Annotated in this window: 13 protein-coding genes; 3 read left to right on the forward strand and 10 right to left on the reverse strand. The window is 70.9% G+C overall.

What is annotated here, in order from left to right; genetic code table 11:
- Positions 1-43 precede the first annotated feature (43 nt).
- The 4 genes from ACIOGX_RS33620 to ACIOGX_RS33635 all read right to left on the reverse strand — a co-directional run bounded on the left by ACIOGX_RS33620 (position 44) and on the right by ACIOGX_RS33635 (position 5,910).
- Positions 44-1,825 (reverse strand): ABC transporter ATP-binding protein, encoded by a 1,782-nt coding sequence (locus ACIOGX_RS33620; RefSeq protein ID WP_356517054.1) that lies wholly within the window; start codon positions 1,823-1,825, stop codon positions 44-46.
- Positions 1,822-3,633 (reverse strand): ABC transporter transmembrane domain-containing protein, encoded by a 1,812-nt coding sequence (locus tag ACIOGX_RS33625; protein ID WP_401918440.1) that lies wholly within the window; start codon positions 3,631-3,633, stop codon positions 1,822-1,824. The genes ACIOGX_RS33620 and ACIOGX_RS33625 overlap by 4 nt, the downstream gene beginning before the upstream one ends.
- Before the next feature lie 190 nt (positions 3,634-3,823).
- Complete coding sequence (locus tag ACIOGX_RS33630) at positions 3,824-5,302, reverse strand: Gfo/Idh/MocA family protein (RefSeq protein WP_129769282.1); 1,479 nt, start codon at positions 5,300-5,302, stop codon at positions 3,824-3,826.
- Positions 5,303-5,466: 164 nt separating this feature from the next.
- Complete coding sequence (locus ACIOGX_RS33635; RefSeq protein ID WP_129769283.1) at positions 5,467-5,910, reverse strand: MarR family winged helix-turn-helix transcriptional regulator; 444 nt, start codon at positions 5,908-5,910, stop codon at positions 5,467-5,469.
- Positions 5,911-6,036: 126 nt separating this feature from the next.
- Between ACIOGX_RS33635 and ACIOGX_RS33640 the strand changes: the two genes are divergently transcribed.
- Complete coding sequence (locus tag ACIOGX_RS33640) at positions 6,037-7,881, forward strand: ABC transporter ATP-binding protein (protein ID WP_401918443.1); 1,845 nt, start codon at positions 6,037-6,039, stop codon at positions 7,879-7,881.
- Between the two features lie 278 nt (positions 7,882-8,159).
- Positions 8,160-9,008 (forward strand): endolytic transglycosylase MltG, encoded by an 849-nt coding sequence (gene mltG, locus ACIOGX_RS33645; RefSeq protein ID WP_129769285.1) that lies wholly within the window; start codon positions 8,160-8,162, stop codon positions 9,006-9,008.
- Between the two features lie 42 nt (positions 9,009-9,050).
- Here the strand turns inward: mltG and ACIOGX_RS33650 are convergent, their stop codons facing one another.
- The 6 genes from ACIOGX_RS33650 to ACIOGX_RS33675 form a co-directional block, all read right to left on the reverse strand.
- The gene (locus ACIOGX_RS33650; protein WP_401918445.1) at positions 9,051-10,139 is read right to left on the reverse strand and encodes an NAD(P)-binding domain-containing protein; all 1,089 of its coding nucleotides are present in this window, start codon (positions 10,137-10,139) and stop codon (positions 9,051-9,053) included.
- Between the two features lie 78 nt (positions 10,140-10,217).
- Positions 10,218-11,420: an LLM class flavin-dependent oxidoreductase gene (locus ACIOGX_RS33655; protein ID WP_356517066.1), complete on the reverse strand. Its 1,203-nt coding sequence runs from the start codon at positions 11,418-11,420 to the stop codon at positions 10,218-10,220.
- Positions 11,417-12,457, reverse strand: a complete 1,041-nt coding sequence (locus tag ACIOGX_RS33660; RefSeq protein ID WP_401918447.1) for an ABC transporter substrate-binding protein — start codon at positions 12,455-12,457, stop codon at positions 11,417-11,419. The genes ACIOGX_RS33655 and ACIOGX_RS33660 overlap by 4 nt, the downstream gene beginning before the upstream one ends.
- Positions 12,458-12,549: 92 nt before the next feature.
- The gene (locus ACIOGX_RS33665) at positions 12,550-13,344 is read right to left on the reverse strand and encodes an ABC transporter ATP-binding protein (protein ID WP_383971964.1); all 795 of its coding nucleotides are present in this window, start codon (positions 13,342-13,344) and stop codon (positions 12,550-12,552) included.
- Positions 13,317-14,183, reverse strand: a complete 867-nt coding sequence (locus ACIOGX_RS33670) for an ABC transporter permease (RefSeq protein ID WP_356517071.1) — start codon at positions 14,181-14,183, stop codon at positions 13,317-13,319. The genes ACIOGX_RS33665 and ACIOGX_RS33670 overlap by 28 nt, the downstream gene beginning before the upstream one ends.
- Before the next feature lie 175 nt (positions 14,184-14,358).
- Positions 14,359-14,442, reverse strand: a complete 84-nt coding sequence (locus ACIOGX_RS33675) for a putative leader peptide (RefSeq protein ID WP_349817350.1) — start codon at positions 14,440-14,442, stop codon at positions 14,359-14,361.
- A 92-nt stretch (positions 14,443-14,534) separates the two neighbouring features.
- On the opposite strand from ACIOGX_RS33675, the gene ACIOGX_RS33680 reads away from it, so the two are divergent.
- Positions 14,535-14,957: a secondary thiamine-phosphate synthase enzyme YjbQ gene (locus tag ACIOGX_RS33680; protein ID WP_356517073.1), complete on the forward strand. Its 423-nt coding sequence runs from the start codon at positions 14,535-14,537 to the stop codon at positions 14,955-14,957.
- Positions 14,958-15,528: the final 571 nt, after the last annotated feature.

A 15,528-nucleotide genomic window follows, 5' to 3' on the forward strand; every position in this document is an offset into this window, starting at 1 on the left:
GTACAGGCTCGTACGGCCTGTACGGGACCGCCCCCGCGCTCCGTCATCCGTGCCAGGAGCGCCACAGCGCGGCGTACGCGCCGTCCGCGGCCACCAGTTCGTCATGGCTGCCCAGCTCGCTGATCCGGCCCTCCTCGACCACCACGATCACATCCGCGTCATGCGCGGTGTGCAGCCGGTGGGCGATCGCCACGACCGTACGGCCGTCCAGGACGCGGGCCAGTGAGCGTTCCAGATGCCGGGCCGCGCGCGGGTCGAGGAGCGAGGTCGCCTCGTCGAGCACCAGCGTGTGCGGGTCCGCGAGCACCAGCCGGGCCAGCGCGATCTGCTGGGCCTGGGCCGGTGTGAGCGCCGTACCGCCGGAACCCACCTCGGTGTCCAGGCCCTCGTCCAGCGCCCGCGCCCAGCCGTCCGCGTCGACCGCCGCCAGCGCGGCCCACAGCTCGGCGTCCTCCGCGCCCGTGCGCGCCAGCAGCAGATTGTCGCGCAGCGCGCCCACGAACACATGGTGTTCCTGGTTGACCAGGGCGACCTGCTCACGGACCCGCTCGGCGGGCATCCTGGACAGCTCGGCGCCGCCCAGCGTGATCCGGCCCGCGCGCGGACCGTAGATGCCCGCGAGCAGCCGGCCCAGCGTCGACTTCCCGGCGCCGGACGGGCCGACCAGCGCGAGCCGGGTGCCCGGACTGACGTCCAGCGTCACGCGGTGCAGTACGTCGACGCCCTCGCGGTACCCGAAGTGCACCCGGTCGGCGCTGACGTCCCGCCCGTCGGGCACCACCGACGCGTCGCCCGCGTCCGGCTCGATGTCCCGCACCCCCACCAGGCGGGCGATGGACACCTGCGCGACCTGGAGTTCGTCGTACCAGCGCAGGATGATGCCGACCGGTTCCACCAGCATCTGGGCGAGGAGCGCGCCCGTCGTCAGCTCCCCGACGGTGATCCAGCCCTGGAGGACGAAGACCCCGCCGATCACCAGCACCGCCAGGAAGATCGTCGTATGGGTGACGTTGATGACGGGGAACAGCACGGAGCGCAGCCAGAGCGTGTACCGCTCCCAGGCCGTCCACTCCTTGATCCGCCGCTCCGACAGCTCCACCCGGCGCCCGCCGAGGCGGTGCGCCTCCACGGTCCGGCCCGCGTCGACGGTCTCGGCGAGCATGGCCGCGACGGCCGCGTATCCGGCGGCCTCCGAGCGGTACGCGGAGGGCGCGCGCTTGAAGTACCAGCGGCAGCCGATGACCAGCAGCGGCACCGCGAGCAGTACCGCGAGCGCCAGTGGCGGCGCGGTCACCGTCAGCGCGCCGAGCAGCAGCCCGGCCCAGACGAGGCCGATCGCCAGCTGGGGCACGGCCTCGCGCATCGCGTTGGCCAGCCGGTCGATGTCGGTGGTGATCCGGGACAGCAGATCGCCGGTCCCCGCCCGCTCCAGCACACCGGGCGGCAGCCCGACGGACCTGACGAGGAAGTCCTCCCGCAGATCCGCGAGCATCTCCTCGCCGAGCATCGCCGCGCGCAGCCGCATCATCCGTACGAAGACGGTCTGCACGACCAGCGCGATCGCGAACAGCGCGGCGGTGCGCTCAAGATGGAGCTCGCGCGCGCCGTCGGAGAGCTTCTCGACGATGTCGCCGAGCAGATACGGGCCGACCATCGAGGCGATCACGGAGACCGTGTTGACCGAGATCAGCAGGATGAACGGTTTACGGTGCCGGCGCAGCAGCTCGCCCACATAGGCGCGTACGGTCGCGGGCGTCCCGACGGGCAGGGTCGTCGCCGACTCCGGCGCCGCCGGGTCGTACGCCGGTGGGGCCACGCCGATCATGCTGATTCCTCGATCTCTTCCCGTGCCCGCGCTGCCGCCGGCGCCATGATCTGTCTCTGTTCGTCCTCGGTCTCGCGGGTGACGACCGCCCGGTAGCCGGGATCGTTCCTTACCAGCTCGCGGTGGAGACCGACCGCGGAGACCTGGCCCTCGTGGATGAACACCACGCGGTCCGCGTGGTCGAGCAGCAGCGGCGAGGACGCGAACACCACGGTCGTACGGCCCGCCCGCAGCTCCTTCACGCTCTGGGCGATCCGGGCCTCCGTATGCGAGTCCACGGCGGAGGTCGGCTCGTCGAGCACCAGCACCTCCGGGTCGGTCACCAGCGAACGGGCCAGCGCCAGCCGCTGGCGCTGGCCGCCGGAGAGCGACCGGCCGCGCTCGGTGATCCTGGACCGCATCGGATCCCCGCTGCCGTCCACCGACGCCTGGGCGAGCGCGTCGAGGACATCGCCGCACTGGGCCGCGGCCAGCGCCTTCTCCGGATCGACGGCGCCGGAGGCAGGGATGTCCAGCAGCTCCCTGAGCGTGCCCGACAGCAGCACCGGGTCCTTGTCCTGTACGAGGACGCTGGCCCGCGCCGCGTCCAGCGGGAGATCGTCCAGCGCCACCCCGCCGAGCAGCACGGACACGCTCTTCTCCTCGGCGGCGGCATGGCCCCCGAGGCGCTCGGCGAGCCGCCCCGCCGCGTCCGGGTCTCCGCACACCACGGCGGTCAGCAGCCCGGACGGGGCGCGGAGTCCGGTGGCGGGGTCGTACAGATCCCCCGTCGGCCGGGCGTCGTCCAGTCCGCCGCGCTCGTCCTCGAACGCGGTCCGCTCCAGCGAGAGCACCCGGGCCGCGCGCTTCGCGGAGGGCCGGGAGAAGGAGTACGCCATGGCGATCTCCTCGAAGTGCCGCAGCGGGAAGAGCAGCAGCGTCACCGCGCTGTAGACGGTCACCAGACCGCCGACCTCGATCCTGCCGTCCAGCACGAGCCGCGCTCCGTACCAGATGACGGAGATCAGCATGATGCCCGGCAGCAGTACCTGGATCGCCGAGATCAGCGACCACATGCGGGCGCTGCGCACGGCGGCCTTGCGCACCTCCTGCGACGCGGCGCGGTAGCGGCCGAGGAACAGCTCCTCGCCGCCGATGCCCCGCAGCACCCGCAGTCCCGCCACGGTGTCGGAGGCCAGCTCGGTGGCCTTGCCCGCCTTCTCGCGCTGGACGTCGGCCCGTTGTGCGGCGCGGGGGAGCAGCGGCAGCACGGCGAGGGCGAGCACCGGCACGCCGATCGCGACCAGTGTCCCCAGCTCCGGCAGATACAGCACCAGCCCGACACAGATCAGCACGATCGCGATGACGGCGGCCAGGAAGCGCGAGAGCGCCTCCACGAACCAGCCGATCTTCTCGACGTCGCCGGTCGAGACGGCGACCACCTCACCGGCGGCGACCCGGCGGGTCAGCGCCGCGCCGAGCTGGGCGGTCTTGCGGGCCAGCAGCTGCTGGACGCGTGCGGCGGCGGTGATCCAGTTGGTGACGGCGGTGCGGTGCAGCATGGTGTCGCCGACCGAGATGGCGATGCCGCACAGCGCGATGAAGCCGCCGGCGAACGCGAGCCGGCCGCCGGAGCGGTCGATCACCGCCTGGACGGCGAGCCCGGCGCCCACCGACAGCCCGCCGATGCCCGCGAAGTGCAGCAGGCCCCAGCACACGGCCTTGATCTGTCCGCCCAGCTGACTACGTCCGAGCCACAGCAGGAACCGGGGGCCCGACCTGGCATCGGGAACCCCTGGATCGGGATACGGAAGGTCGCGAATCTGCATGATGTCCCATGACTCGTGGAGTGGCCCAAACCGTGCAAGGTTCGCCTCAGTGGCGTGCCCGGGGCAATGGGTTTTCCACGAAAGAGCCAGATCGAGCCAGTGGGAAGTGTGCGGGGAGGGGCCCCGGGGGCGGGTGCGGGGGGCCGTACGGTACGCCCCGTACGGCCCCCGCACCCCTACGGGCTCCCGATCACTCCTCTGGTCTGCCGGAGTCCACGCCGGGCCGGGCCTTACGCCATTCGCCGCGCGTGAAGTCGGGGATCAGCTGCGGGGCTCCGTTCGCCTTGAGCGACGCGTGGCTGAGCGGCACCGGCGCGGTCCAGGTCGCCGCGTCGTACACGTCGAAGTCGGGCACGAGGCCCAGCCGGACGCACTGCATCAGCCGGAAGACCATGATGTAGTCCATCCCGCCATGGCCACCGGGCGGATTGGCGTGCTCCTTCCAGAGCCAGTGGTCCCAGTCCGCGTACTTCCCGAAATCACCCCAGGCGTCATCGGTGTGGTCCGGCTCGATGTAGATGCGCTCGGGATAGTCCTCGAACACACCCTTGGTGCCACCGAGACTGTTGATCCTGCTGTACGGGTGTGGCGTTGACACATCGTGCTCCAGCCGGATGACCCGGCCCTTCGCCGTCCTGACCAGACTGATGGTCCGGTCGCTCTCGATGTACGTCTCCTTCCAGCTCGGGTCGCCGGGCGGCATATGGGCGGCGCGGTACTCGGCGAGCCCGAGCGCGGGCGTCCCGACGCTGGTGATGGAGACCGCGCGGTCGCCGCGGTTGACGTCCATGTAGTTGGCGACCGGGCCGAAGCCGTGGTTGGGGTAGAGATCGCCGCGCAGCCGGGTGTGCCAGAGCCGGCGCCAGGGCCCCTCGTAGTAGTCGGGGTCGAACATCAGGCCGCGCAGATCGTGGTTGTAGGCGCCCGCGCCGTGCAGCAGATCCCCGAACTTGCCCGCGTGGGCCATGCGCAGGACCCGCATCTCGTTCTTCCCGTAACAGCAGTTCTCCAGCTGCATGCAGTGCCGCCGGGTGCGTTCGGAGAGATCGACGAGCTGCCACAGCTCGTCGAGGCGCATGGCGACCGGACACTCCACCCCGACGTGCTTGCCGTTCAGCATCGCCGACTTGGCCATCTCGAAGTGGAAGTCCCAGGGCGTGGCCACATAGACGAAGTCGAGATCCCCGCGGGCGCAGAGATTCTCGTAGTCGTCCTCGCCGTTGGTGTAGACGGCGGGCGCGGGCTGGCCGGCGCCCACCACCTTCGCCGCGGCGCTCTCGGTCTTCGCCTTCACCGGGTCGCAGAGCGCGACGACCCGGACGCCCGGGACGGCGAGGAAGAGGTCGATCATGCTGCCGCCGCGGTTGCCGAGGCCGATGATGCCGACCCGTACCGTCGTACGGCGTTCGAACGGGACCCCGGCCATGGTGCGGCCCTTGCGCGGGGGCGCCGAGGAGTCGGCGGACCCGGCGGATTCCGCCGCTCCGGCAGCCGCGGCGGGCCCGGCCGCGCCCGCGGTGCCGGTGCCGAGCGCGGAGAGCCCGAGCCCGGCGCCCGCCACGCCTGCCGTGGTCCGCAGGACCGAACGGCGGCTGACCTCTCCGTGGGCTGTGTCGTCACGGGGGGATGTGTCTTCCGTACCGGGGTTCTCCGGTGCTGCGTCGTGCATCGACCCTCCAAGGGGGGAGTTGACGTGCGCGGCTGGTGCCTGAACCTCGGAAAGGACCTTGGCCGCCGACGTGGGCGATGCGCAAGGTGATACGCAAGGGTCCGATTGGACTCTTGGGAACGGACTGTTGGACTTCTTCCGCCGGGCCTTCTTCCGCGCCGGGGTCAGCAGGGGCGCTCGGGGCCGCCGTCGACCAGCGTCGAGAGCAGCCCGCCGAGCACCTCGCGCTGTTCGGCCGCGAGCGGAGCCAGGACCTCCTCGGCGGCCGACCGGCGGGCCACGCGCAGGGCCCGCAGCGTGGCCCGGCCGGTGTCGGTCAGCTCGATACGGATCACGCGCCGGTTGGTCGGATCGGGGGCGCGGCGCACCGAGCCGCTCGCCTCCAGACCGTCGACCAGGGAGGTCACGGCCCGGGGCACCACTTCGAGCCGCTGGGCCAGGTCGGCCATGCGCGGCGGCGTGTCGTAGGACGCGACGGTGCGCAGCAGCCGGGCCTGCGCGGGGGTGATGCCGATCGGCTCCAACTGCCGCTTCTGGATGCGGTGGAGCCTGCGGGTCAGCCGTAGGAGCTGCTCCGCCAGCAGGCCGTCGGCGTCGGGGGAGTTCATGGCGGAATAATATCAGGACTATGGTCATTGTGAACATAGGTAACAGTGAGCTATGCTCGGCGAGTCCCGCGGGTACGCCTGTACTCGCGCGCCCCCGCCGGATCCCCTCAGCCATCGAAGGAGCCCATGAAACCCGAACACTCGACGTGGACACCCTCGTCCCACCCCGGTGATCCGGGGCAGCCGGAGCCGCCCGCCCAGCTGCGGCGTATCTTCGGCCTCTTCCGTCCCTACCGCGGCCGGCTCGCGCTCGTCGGGCTGCTCGTCGGCGCGTCCTCGCTGGTCACGGTCGCGTCGCCGTTCATGCTGCGCGAGATCCTCGACACCGCCATCCCGCAGGGCCGCACCGGACTGCTCAGTCTGCTCGCCCTCGGCATGATCCTCACGGCCGTCGTCAACAGCGTCTTCGGCGTGCTCCAGACCCTGATCTCGACCACGGTCGGCCAGCGGGTCATGCACGATCTGCGCACCGGCGTCTACGGCCGGCTCCAGAGCATGCCGCTCGCCTTCTTCACCAAGACCAGGACCGGCGAGGTCCAGTCCCGTATCGCCAATGACATCGGCGGTATGCAGGCGACCGTCACCTCCACCGCGACCTCCCTGGTCTCCAACCTCACGGCCGTCGTCGCCTCGGTCGTCGCGATGCTCGCCCTGGACTGGCGGCTCACCGCCGTCTCGATGGCGCTGCTGCCGGTGTTCGTCTGGATCAGCCGCCGCGTCGGCCGCGAGCGCAAGAAGATCACCACGGACCGCCAGCGCCACATGGCGACCATGGCAGCCACCGTCACCGAATCGCTCTCGGTGAGCGGCATCCTCCTCGGCCGCACGATGGGGCGGGCCGACTCGCTCACGAAGTCGTTCGCGGACGAGTCCGAGCGGCTGGTCGGTCTGGAGGTGCGCTCCAACATGGCGGGCCGGTGGCGGATGTCGACCATCGGCATCGTCATGGCCGCCATGCCCGCGCTGATCTACTGGGCCGCGGGCATCGCGCTGGGCGCCGGTGGCACGGCCGTCTCCATCGGTACGCTCGTCGCCTTCGTCTCGCTGCAGCAGGGCCTGTTCCGGCCCGCCGTGAGCCTGCTCTCCACCGGCGTGGACATGCAGACCTCGCTGGCCCTCTTCCAGCGCATCTTCGAGTACCTCGATCTGCCCGTCGACATCAACGAGCCGGAGCGGCCGGTCAGGCTCGACACGATCCGCGGTGAAGTGCGGTTCGAGGACGTCGACTTCAGCTATGACGACAAGGGGCGCCCGACGCTGCGGGGGATCGATCTGACGGTCCCGTCCGGCGGCAGCCTCGCCGTCGTCGGCCCCACGGGCTCCGGCAAGTCGACCTTGAGCTATCTCGTACCCCGGCTGTACGACGTGACCGGCGGCCGGGTCCTGCTCGACGGCGTCGACGTACGCGACCTGGACTTCGACACACTCGCACGGGCCGTCGGCGTCGTCTCGCAGGAGACCTATCTGTTCCACGCCTCGGTGGCGGAGAACCTGCGCTTCGCCAAGCCCGAAGCCACCGACGAGGAGATCGAGACGGCCGCCAGAGCCGCTCAGATCCACGACCACATCAGCTCGCTCCCGGACGGCTACGAGACGCTGGTGGGTGAGCGCGGATACCGGTTCTCCGGCGGCGAGAAGCAGCGGCTCGCGATCGCCCGCACCATCCTGCGGGACCCGCCGGTGCTGATCCTCGACGAGGCCACCAGCGCGCTCGACACCCGAACCGAACACGCGGTGCAGCAGGCCATCGACGCGCTCTCCGAGGGGCGTACGACCCTCACCATCGCGCACCGGCTCTCGACCGTGCGCGACGCGGACCAGATCGTGGTCCTCGACGCGGGCGCCATCGCGGAGCGGGGCACGCACGACGAGCTGATCGAGCAGGACGGCCGCTACGCCGCCCTGGTACGCAGGGACAGCCGGCCGGCACAGCCGCAGCCGGCCGAGGAACTGGCGTCGGTCTCGCCGTGACCCGGCAGGGCCGCTGCCCCCGTGGGACGGGGAGCGACGGCACGGCTGGGACGGATGGTGACCTCGCCGTGGGAACGGCGAGTGGCGATACGGCTGGGGCGTGTCCTGCGGCACCGCGCTCGGTGAGCGGGAGTGCGTACTCTCCGTGTCCGGTCCGGCCGCCGTCGGCAGGTGACTCGGGGGCTATTCGTATGCCGTTCGTATGGTATTGCCGCGTCGCCCGTGTCGGCACGCCTGAAGTGCCGGGTTCGCTGATCACTCCGGGTTAGCGTGCCCGCATGATGAACGAGCCTCCGGAGGCGCGCCCTGGGCGACCCCGTCTGACCCGCCGGGGCCGGGTGGTCCTGCTGCTGACCGTGGTCCTGGTCGTGGCCGCCGTGGTGCTGGTTCCCGTGCTCCTGCTGACCGGGGACGGCGAGAGCGAGAAACGGACGACACTGGTCATCCCGGAGGGTCGGCGCGCCGCCGAGGTCTATGTCTCCGTCGACCAGACGCTCGGCCTGCCCGCGGGTACCACCCGCAAGGCGGCGGCCACCGCGCGGCTGCGGCTGCCCGAGGCCGCCAGGGGCAACCCCGAGGGCTTCCTCTTCCCGGCCACCTATCCGGTCGGCTCCGCGACGACCCCGGCCAATCTGCTGAGCTATATGGTCAACACCGCCAACCAGCGGTTCGGGGCGGGCCGTATCAGCGCCGGGGCGCAGCGCGCCGGGGTGTCGACCTATCAGGCCGTCACCATCGCCAGCATCGTGCAGGCGGAGGCGGACTCGGTGGCCGACATGGGGAAGGTCGCCAGAGTCGTGCACAACCGGCTGTCGCTGGGCATGCCGCTCCAGATGGATTCGACGCTGAACTACGCGCTGAACCGTTCCACGCTGGACACCAGCCACGCGGATACGAAGATCGACAGCCCGTACAACACCTATGAGCGCAAGGGCCTGCCGCCCACGCCGATCGGCAACCCGGGGGAGGAGGCGATGAACGCGGCGCTCAATCCCGCGAGCGGGGACTGGCTGTACTTCGTCACCGTGAAGCCCGGGGACACCCGCTTCACCAACAAGTACGCCGAACAACGGCGCAACGTCGAGGAGTTCAACCAGAACCGCAAGTCCGCGGACGGCTCGAACTGATCGTTCCGCCGCCTCGGTGTCAGCCTCCGGAATTCCGGGGTGTCAGGCCATGGCCGGCTCGCGCTCCAGCAGTCGCTTGATCTCCCGTACCGCCGCCCGTCCGGCCCGGTTGGCGCCGATCGTCGAGGCCGAGGGCCCGTACCCGACGAGATGGACACGTTCGTCCCGTACGGCGCGCGTTCCCTCGACCCGGATGCCGCCGCCCGGCTCACGCAGCCCGAGCGGTGCCAGATGGCTGACGGCCGGCCGGAACCCGGTCGCCCAGAGGATCACATCGGCCTCCACCGTCCGCCCGTCGTCCCAGGCCACGCCATCAGGGGTGATCCGGTCGAACATCGGCAGCCGGTCGAGTACCCCCGTCTCGCGGGCCCGCGAGATCGCCTCCGTGACCGGCAGTCCGGTCACCGACACCACACTTCGCGGCGGCAGACCCCGCCGTACCCGTTCGTCGACGAGCGCGACGGCCGCCCGTCCCTGCTCCTCGCCGAACGGGCCCTCGCGGAAGACCGGCGGACGGCGCGTCACCCAGGTGGTGTCCGCCGCCACCTCCGCGATCTCCATCAGATGCTGGGTGCCGGAGGCCCCGCCGCCCACCACGATCACCCGCAGCCCGGCGAACTCGCCGGGCCCCGGATAGTCCGCGGTGTGCAACTGCCGCCCCCGGAAGGTCTCCTGGCCCGGGTAGCGCGGCCAGAAGGGCCGGTCCCAGGTCCCGGTGGCGCTGATCAGTCCCCGGGCCGACCAGTTCCCCTCGGACGTCTCCACCAGCAGCCGCCCGCCGCCGCCCTCGCGTACCGCCCTTACGTCCACGGGCCGGTGGACGCGGAGGCCGAAGCGCCGCTCGTACGCCGTGAAGTACGCCCCGATGACCTCCGAGGAGGGCCGGCCGTCGTCGCTCTCCGCGGTGGCCAGCTCCATGCCGGGGAGCGAGTGCATGCCGTGCACCTTGCCGTACGTCAGCGAGGGCCAGCGGAACTGCCAGGCGCCGCCGGGCCGCGGGGCGTGGTCCAGTACGACGAAGTCGCGGCCGGGTTCCAGCCCCGACCGCCGCAGATGGTAGGCGCCGGACAGTCCCGCCTGTCCGGCGCCGACGACCACCACATCGATATCCCGCACCCCAAAGTCGTTCACGTTTCTACCAACAGACTCCGGGACGGGAATCTTCCCCGGACCGGCGAGGTGGGCCCGCCGGTCCGGGCCGGGGTGCTCTCACCTGCCCCCGGAGAGCAGCAGCGGAGCGCCGCCCGGTGCCGGACGGCCGTTCGCCCCCGGCACGCCCAGCAGCGGCGAGGCCGGGACCTGCGCGAGGAGCCCGCGCGCGGCCAGCAGCGGCGTCACGCCCTCCCCGAACCAGTACGCCTCCTCCAGATGCGGATAACCGGACAGGACGAAGTGCTCGATCCCCAGCTCGTGGTACTCCTCGATCCGGTCGGCCACGTCCGCGTGGCTGCCCACCAGCGCGGTGCCCGCCCCGCCCCGTACCAGCCCCACCCCCGCCCACAGATTGGGCGCGATCTCCAGCCGGTCGCGCGACCCGCCGTGCAGGGCGATCATCCGCTGCTGGCCCACCGACTCGCTCTTGCCCAGCGCCTGCTGGGCCGCCGCGACCGTCTCGGGATCGAGATCGTCCAGCAGCCGGTCCGCCGTGGCCCAGGCGTCCTTGGCGGAGTCCCGGGAGATGGTGTGCATCCGGATGCCGAAGCGGACCGTACGGCCCCGCTCCTCCGCGAGACCGCGGATCCAGTCGATCTTCTCCTTCACCTGGGCCGGTGGCTCGCCCCAGGTCAGATAGACATCCGTGTGCTCGGCCGCGACCGGCCCCGCCGCCGTGGACGAACCACCGAAGAAGATCTCGGGCAGCGGGTCGGGCGGCAGCGCCGTCAGCCCGCCCTCCACCTGGTAGTGCTCACCGTCGAAGTCGTACGGCCGTCCGCTCCAGACACCCCGGATCACCGAGAGGAACTCCGCGGTCCTGGCGTAGCGGCGGTCGTGGTCGAGATGATCGCCGAAGCGGCGCTGCTCGGTCGAGTCACCACCGGTCACCACATTGAGCAGCAGCCTGCCCCGGGTGACGCGCTGGTACGTGGCCGCCATCTGTGCGGCGAGCACCGGTGAGATCAGCCCCGGGCGGAAGGCCACCAGGAACTTCAGCCGCTCGGTCTGCTGCGCGAGTGCCACCGTCGTCAGCCAGGCGTCCTCGCACCAGGTGCCCGTCGGCGTCAGTACCGCCTCGAAGCCCAGATGCTCGGCGGCCTTGGCGATCTGCGCCAGATAGTCGATGTCCGGGGCCCTGACCCCGCTCACCGGGGTGATCCGGGAGCGCTTGATGCCGCCGTCGGTGTAGGCGTGCCGGTCCACGAGCGTCCGTCCGTCACCCCCGGTCGGCAGGAACCAGTGGAGATGAATGCTCATCGGGAAGTGGCCTTTCCGTAGCTGCGCGCCGGCGAGGTCGACGGCGGGAGGTCCTTGTTGAAGCGGTCGTCCACGTAGTCGGAGAAGTCGAACGCGTGCGGGATGAGCTTCAGTTCGGTGAAGGTGTCCGCGATCTCCTGCTCGGAGGAGATCGCGGCCTTGTCGAGGGCCACCGGTACGCGCGTGCCGTGGGTCAGCTTCACCGCGTCCAGGGCGACCTCGTACGGCAGCCCGGTGTCCTTCGCCCAGACCTTCGCCCACTCCTCGGGATGGTCGAAGACCCAGTCCTGCGCCCGGCGCAGGCGCTCGATGAAGTCACCGATGGCCGCCGACTTCTCCTTGTTCTCCAGCGCGGCCGGCGCGGCGACCTGGAAGTTCAGCCCATTGACGACACCGCGGCCATCGGTCAGCACCCGGCCCTGCCCGCCGCGCAGCACCTGCGAGGTGTACGGGTCCCAGACGGCCCAGGCGTCCACCTTGCCGGTGCTGAACGCGGCCAGGGCGTCGGCCGGCTGCAACAGCGTGACCTTGATGTCGTCGAGGGTGAGGCCGGCCTTTCTGAGCGAGGCGATCAACTGGTAGTGGGCCGAGCTGCCCTGGGCGACCGCGACGGACTTGCCCTTCAGGTCGGCGGTCCTCTTCAGCGGCGAGTCCTTCGGCACGAGAATCGCCTCGCCCCGCGAGTCGCCGTGGGCCGCCGCGACGACCGTGATCTTCGACTTGGCTCCGGCGGCGAAGACCGGCGGGGTGTTGCCGACGGAACCGAGGTCCACGGCACCGGCGTTGACGGCTTCGAGCATCGGCGGCCCCGAGGTGAACGTGGACCACTTGACCCGGTAGGGGAGATCGTCGAGTTCACCCGCGGCACGGAGGACCGCCTCCGAACCGCCTTTCTGGTCACCTATGGTGAGGGTCAGGGAACCCTTGCCGTCGACGGAGCCGCCCGCACCGCCGGAGTCGTCGGCGGCCGAGTTTCCGGAGCAGGCGGTGAGGAGGAGGGCGAGGGGGAGCAGGGCGGCGGGGAGGAAGCGTTTCATCGGAGAGCTTTCCTGGGGGCTGGGGGCTGGGGGCCGGGGGCTGGGGGCTGGGGGCCGGGGCTGAGGAGAGAGGGCTGAGGCAGGCGAGCGAGCTACGCGACGGCGCCGGTGGCGACCGGTTCATCGACCCCCAGCTCGGTCAGGAGCCGGGAGCGGAGGGCGGCGAAACCGGGATCGCCGACGGTGCGCGGCCGGTCGAGCGCGACCGGCGTCTCGTACGCGATCACCCCGTCCCGCATCACCAGCGCCCGGTCCGCGAGCAGCAGCGCCTCCTCCACGTCATGGGTGACCAGCAGCACCGCGCAGCCGCGCCGCTGCCACAACTCGGCCACCAGCCGCTGCGCCTTGATCCGGGTCAGCGCGTCGAGCGCGCCGAACGGTTCGTCGAGCAGCAGCAGATCCGGTTCCCGTACGAGAGCCCTGGCCAGCGAGGCGCGCTGGGCCTCGCCGCCCGAGAGCGTCTTGGGCCAGGCCCCCGACCGGTGACTGAGCCCGACTTCCGCCAACGCGTCCTCGGCGACGGCGCGTTGGGGCTTGCCGTCGAGGCCGAGCAGCACATTGCGCCAGACCCGCTTCCAGGGCATCAGCCGCGGCGCCTGGAACGCGACCGCGCGCCGCTTCGGTACGAGCACGGTCCCCTCGATCTCGCGGTCGAGGCCCGCCAGCACCCGCAGCAGGGTCGATTTGCCGCAGCCGCTGCGGCCCAGCAGCGCGGTGAACTCCCCGGGGCGGAGCGTCAGGTCGAGCCGGTCGATCACCGGGCGCCCGTCGAAGGCCCGGGTCAGACCCTCGACCCGTACCGCCACCGCGCCGTCGGACACCGGAGCGGTGCCCGGCACCTGAGCCGTGTTCAGCGGGTTCACTTGCCCTGGAATGTCGGTCGCCATTGCAGCAGCAGCCTTTCGAGAGTGCGGACGATGGCATCGGCGATCAGGCCAAGGAAGGCGTAGACAACCAGGCAGACGACGATGACGTCCGTACGGAAGAACTCCCTGGCCTGGTTCATCAGGAAGCCGATTCCGGCGTCGGCGTTGATGGACTCGCCGAAGACCAGGGCGAGCCAGGCGGTGGCGAGGGAGTACCGCAGTCCGGTCATCGCGCCGGGCAGCGCGCCCGGCAGGACGACATGCCGTACGAGACCCCAGCGGCCGAGCCCCAACGACTGCCCCGCCTCGATGAGTTGCTCGTCGACGCCGCGAATGCCCGCGTACACGTTGAGATAGAGATGGAAGGCCACGCCGAGCGCGATGAGCGCGATCTTCGGGGCCTCGCCGATGCCGAGCCAGATGATGAAGAGCGGGATCAGCCCGACCCAGGGCACGGTGCGCAGCATCTGTACGGTCGCGTCGACCAGATCCTCGCCGAGCCGGGAGAGCCCGGAGATCAGCGCGAGGGAGATCCCGATCACCCCGCCGAGCAGCAGTCCCACGGCGACGCGCTGGAGCGAGATCCCCATGGCCGCGGGCAGGGTGCCGTCGCTGATCAGCTCGCCCGCGGCGGCGGCGATGGTGCCGGGGGAGGCGAGGATGTCACGGTGCAGCACACCGGTCGTACTGAGTACCTGCCAGCCGGCCAGCAGGAGCAGCGGGCCGACGGTACGCCGTAGCCAGCGCGGCACGGCTCGGCGTCGGGAACCGGCCGCGGAGGCGGGGGTCACCGGCTCCAGCGCGAGGGGGTCATTCTTCGAAATGGCGGATATGTCCGGCGGGGCATGATCGATGGTCATGGCGGCTCCTCGGGCGCGAGGGAGGGGGAAGGAGCGTGCGGGGAGAGTGCGGGGAGAAGCGCCTCAGCGCCGGCGCGTGGGGGTACGACGGCATACGGTCAGCGGGACACACCGACCGGGGCGACGGGAGAAGCGGGGCACAGGGGAAGGAGAGAACCCCGGGAGGAGAAAGTGGTCAGCAGCCGCGACGACACGCGGCGGACGCCACCCGCAGCAGGTCGATGTGACCGCGCGTGGTGAGCAGAGCTGAACGCAACATGCCGCAAAAAGTAGCGAGCGTTTCCGGATCCGGTCAATGGCGTCTCGGTACGCGGACGCGCGATCCCGCGGGGCGGGCGGGAAGATAGGGGCATGCCCGACGCATTCACCACCAGGACCCTGAACGTCACCACCGGCACCCATGAGGCGGTGACCGATCTGACGCACGCCTGCGAGGAGTTCCTCCGGGACAGCGCGGCGGGCCGGGACGGCCTGCTGAACATCTTCGTACCGCACGCGACCGCGGGTGTGGCCGTCATCGAAACCGGTGCCGGCAGCGACGACGACCTGCTCGCCGCGCTCCACACCCTCCTGCCCGCCGACAACCGCTGGCGCCACCGCCACGGCTCCCCGGGCCACGGCAGGGACCACGTCCTGCCCGCCCTGGTCCCCCCGCACGCGACGCTGCCGGTGATCGGGGGACGCCTGGAGCTGGGCACCTGGCAGTCGGTGTGTCTGGTCGACACCAACGGGGACAACCCGGACCGTCAGGTGCGGTTGTCGTTCCTTGGGTAGCTCCGAGTCAGTCCTGACTGTAGGGGCGATGTTCGACCGTACCAAGTGAGAAGACAGGCCCAGGCCCTGCGACGGCTGCGCGAGCTGTTCTATACGGCGAGAGGCCGAGGGACAGCCCCTTCGTGTCCCCGACAGGAGATGCACCTTGGCGCCCGGCGCGACACCGAACTGGCCGAGATCTGCCGGGGTCGTGACCGCGCAGGGTGACGGTGCCTACATCCACACTGGACTCCGTCGTTCCCTTCGCGAGCAGCCCTGCCGGAGTGACCTGTCGTTGTCGGCAGGGTGCTGCAGACTGATATGCGGTCGTCGATGCATGCTGGGACGGTCGACGCGGAGTTCGTAGGAAACTCGGGTTCTCAGTGTCGCCGCGCTGACGACCGCGCCTCTCCTGAAGTCGCCAATCTGCCATCCATCATTCATCCTTTCCGCCCGAGCAAGTGCAGGAACCCGCTTGCGGGGCACAGGACATCCCCCTAACCTACCGGCAGGAATGGAGCCTGGGACAGTGCCTGGGCCACCTCCGGTCATCTTGAGGTACGGAGCGTCGGAAAGCGCCCTCGCCACCACC

This window comes from Streptomyces sp. NPDC088147, assembly GCF_044741565.1.
Lineage (GTDB): Bacteria > Actinomycetota > Actinomycetes > Streptomycetales > Streptomycetaceae > Streptomyces.

What these genes read in the sequence shown, in the direction of transcription:
- ACIOGX_RS33660 (WP_401918447.1), bottom strand. Translation starts at nt 12,457, where the DNA reads ATGAAACGCTTCCTCCCCGCCGCCCTGCTCCCCCTCGCCCTCCTCCTC.
- ACIOGX_RS33620 (WP_356517054.1), bottom strand. Translation starts at nt 1,825, where the DNA reads ATGATCGGCGTGGCCCCACCGGCGTACGACCCGGCGGCGCCGGAGTCG.
- ACIOGX_RS33675 (WP_349817350.1), bottom strand. Translation starts at nt 14,442, where the DNA reads ATGTTGCGTTCAGCTCTGCTCACCACGCGCGGTCACATCGACCTGCTG.
- ACIOGX_RS33655 (WP_356517066.1), bottom strand. Translation starts at nt 11,420, where the DNA reads ATGAGCATTCATCTCCACTGGTTCCTGCCGACCGGGGGTGACGGACGG.
- ACIOGX_RS33630 (WP_129769282.1), bottom strand. Translation starts at nt 5,302, where the DNA reads ATGCACGACGCAGCACCGGAGAACCCCGGTACGGAAGACACATCCCCC.
- ACIOGX_RS33670 (WP_356517071.1), bottom strand. Translation starts at nt 14,183, where the DNA reads ATGACCATCGATCATGCCCCGCCGGACATATCCGCCATTTCGAAGAAT.
- ACIOGX_RS33680 (WP_356517073.1), top strand. Translation starts at nt 14,535, where the DNA reads ATGCCCGACGCATTCACCACCAGGACCCTGAACGTCACCACCGGCACC.
- ACIOGX_RS33635 (WP_129769283.1), bottom strand. Translation starts at nt 5,910, where the DNA reads ATGAACTCCCCCGACGCCGACGGCCTGCTGGCGGAGCAGCTCCTACGG.
- ACIOGX_RS33640 (WP_401918443.1), top strand. Translation starts at nt 6,037, where the DNA reads ATGAAACCCGAACACTCGACGTGGACACCCTCGTCCCACCCCGGTGAT.
- mltG (WP_129769285.1), top strand. Translation starts at nt 8,160, where the DNA reads ATGATGAACGAGCCTCCGGAGGCGCGCCCTGGGCGACCCCGTCTGACC.
- ACIOGX_RS33625 (WP_401918440.1), bottom strand. Translation starts at nt 3,633, where the DNA reads ATGCAGATTCGCGACCTTCCGTATCCCGATCCAGGGGTTCCCGATGCC.
- ACIOGX_RS33665 (WP_383971964.1), bottom strand. Translation starts at nt 13,344, where the DNA reads ATGGCGACCGACATTCCAGGGCAAGTGAACCCGCTGAACACGGCTCAG.